We start from the raw sequence: 2,256 nt of genomic DNA, 5'->3' as shown, positions 1-2,256 counted from the left end.
CCTCATGGGACAATTCCGCAGCGTAGGCTAAAGATGCGCGTATGTCTTCTCTGGTAATCTGAGGGTAATGGTCAATAATATTCGCTTCCGTCATGCCTTCCGTCAACCCGTCCAATATGATGGCAATCTCAATGCGCGTGCCCCTGATACATGGCCTTCCGCCGCATACATCATACTTAATGGTGACACGGGACGTTGATTCTTCTCCCTTCATGGGCACCTCCTTTACCTTTCTACGCTTATATCTACCTTGATAAGGCACTGAAATAAAATTTTCTTATTCATAGATAACCCACTGGATTATTATCGTATAATGAAATTACATTTGCAAGTCTTCCCAGTATCCTAAATCCACCACCTGATTTTTCATACCCCTCCGGGTGACCCCGAAAGGTGAGGTATTTTTCAAATCTCATTAAAAAATGGCATCAAAAATGACCTATCAGGCCATTATCCGTCATCCAGACATATTCTTGCCTCTCTGAGCATCGTTTTTTTGACGAGAGCCCTCCTTGTGCTCCCGGCGTGTTATGTCGTCGTCTCTTTCTGCCCGGGCATTACTACCCGGACGGTGCAAACTCCATAATTCTCTGTCGTGCATTGAGTAATATCTCAAAAGATGGATGCCCCTTTGCCAGGCGGATAAAGAGTTCCCGTGAACGTTCAATGATCCGCCCGGGAAGAGCGATGAGGGAAAAGCGTATTGCCTTCATCCTCTTTGGTATCCATGATTTCTTGAGCACGAGGTTCTTCATTGCTGTGTTGAGGTTAAAGGCAAGAACCATGATCCACCACCAGGCGGCATTTGCCCCGAAGAGAGAGGAAGGGAACATTCCCCCTGCAAGGTCTTCTTTCATGACCGAATGGGCCTCTTCTGATTTGCCGCAGCGCTTATGGTACCAGTTGATAAGTTCATTCCCGTCGATGGCTCTGTTGGTGACAATGCCGTATATCTTGTAGCGTTTTTGTTCAAGGGACATGGTCGGGAAGGGAAGCTCCTGCTGTTCCATACCAGGGAGTTCTTCTTGTCTTAACAGTTCACGGGTTGCAAGATACCGGTAGACGGGACCATTCTTGCTGTGGCCTATTGCGTTGGGAACAAAGCAGACTTCAGCCCATTCCTTTCCTGTCGGCTTCGTTTCTCCTTTTACCTCTTTCATAAAGGGCTTCCATTCTTCCACTTCAGCGACTGCCTTTTTGAACTCTTTCCCGACATCACAACCTATGGCAAATTCTATTCTGCCAAACCGTTCATTCATTCCCTTTTCACAGTATTTAAGGAGATCATGCTGATACCCTGCGGTGTCGGAGCGGAGGCATACCTTCGTAACCCCGGGGGGAAGCATAGCAAGACTATCGATAAATACCCGGAGCTGTTCATATCCGGCAGGAACATTGCCATCACGAAATTCCGTATGGAGGATAAGCTGCTGTTCTGCCCACCAGGTAGTAAAAGGCTGATAGGCTTTGTATCCTTCGTAGCTGAAGAGGGCATTCTTTTTCTGTGTTGCAGCCAGGGTAGCATCCTGATCAAGGGTGGCCTCTGTGCAGGGGTTGTGTTTCTGTACTGATGCAATAAAATCCCCGTTAATCTTCATAAGACCCTGTAAATAGTTATTCGATAAGGGGATAAAGGCTTTTCCTGCCACCCGGAGCTTTTCCTGTCCCGGGTCATGGAAGGCTTCCAGATACCGGAAGATAGCAGAAGGGGATGGAACAGAACGATGTTTTTCTTTTCTCCACCGTCTTGTCTGTGCTCTGTGCTGTTGGCGGGATAATCCCTTCAGTTCCACTCTTTGCAAGACTTTGCAGAATCCTTCATCCTTTTCCAGGATGTTCATGTCATCAACACAGTCTCCCCCGGCAAGGTTCAGAAGAATCAGGGAGGTGATGATCTGCTCATCGGTCCACCCCTGTGTTCTTACATGCATATGAGTACGGATATGATCGGTAAGACCCATGACAGATGCGAGGTCAAGATAGACAGGAAGTCCTGCATATGCAGTCATACCGGTGTTATTTTTTTCTTCTTCGTACTTGTAAGGAAGGATACCTTGTGGCATAATATGTTCACCTCGTTGATGATAGATTTTGTTGGCTAACATTATTCTATCACCTTGATATTCAAGGATCAACGAGGTTCTTTAGTATTTTTGATGGGGGAATAAGGGACTCATGGGAAGATCGCCTGTCCTTCTCTGAACTTCATCCCCTTCTATTTAGTCAGCTTTGCTCTGATCTTTACGTTGAAATAGT

The 2,256-nt window shown here is 46.5% G+C and carries 3 protein-coding genes; all 3 read right to left on the bottom strand.

All coding sequences use genetic code 11. From position 1 onward, the window contains the following. A partial coding sequence (locus tag NTX75_04180; protein MCX5815427.1) for a DUF433 domain-containing protein occupies window positions 1-214 on the bottom strand: 214 nt, incomplete at its 3' end. Window positions 215-281: 67 nt separating this feature from the next. After that, window positions 282-416, bottom strand: coding sequence for a hypothetical protein (locus tag NTX75_04175; protein ID MCX5815426.1), 135 nt, complete (start codon window positions 414-416; stop codon window positions 282-284). A gap of 144 nt (window positions 417-560) precedes the next feature. Further along, complete coding sequence (locus tag NTX75_04170) at window positions 561-2,063, bottom strand: IS1380 family transposase (GenBank protein MCX5815425.1); 1,503 nt, start codon at window positions 2,061-2,063, stop codon at window positions 561-563. Window positions 2,064-2,256 lie beyond the last annotated feature (193 nt).

The sequence above is a fragment of the Pseudomonadota bacterium genome, assembly GCA_026388315.1.
Taxonomy (GTDB): Bacteria; Desulfobacterota; Syntrophorhabdia; order Syntrophorhabdales; family Syntrophorhabdaceae; genus MWEV01.
The sequence above is the reverse complement of the archived record's forward strand: the minus strand, read 5'-3'. Positions and strand labels throughout refer to the sequence as shown.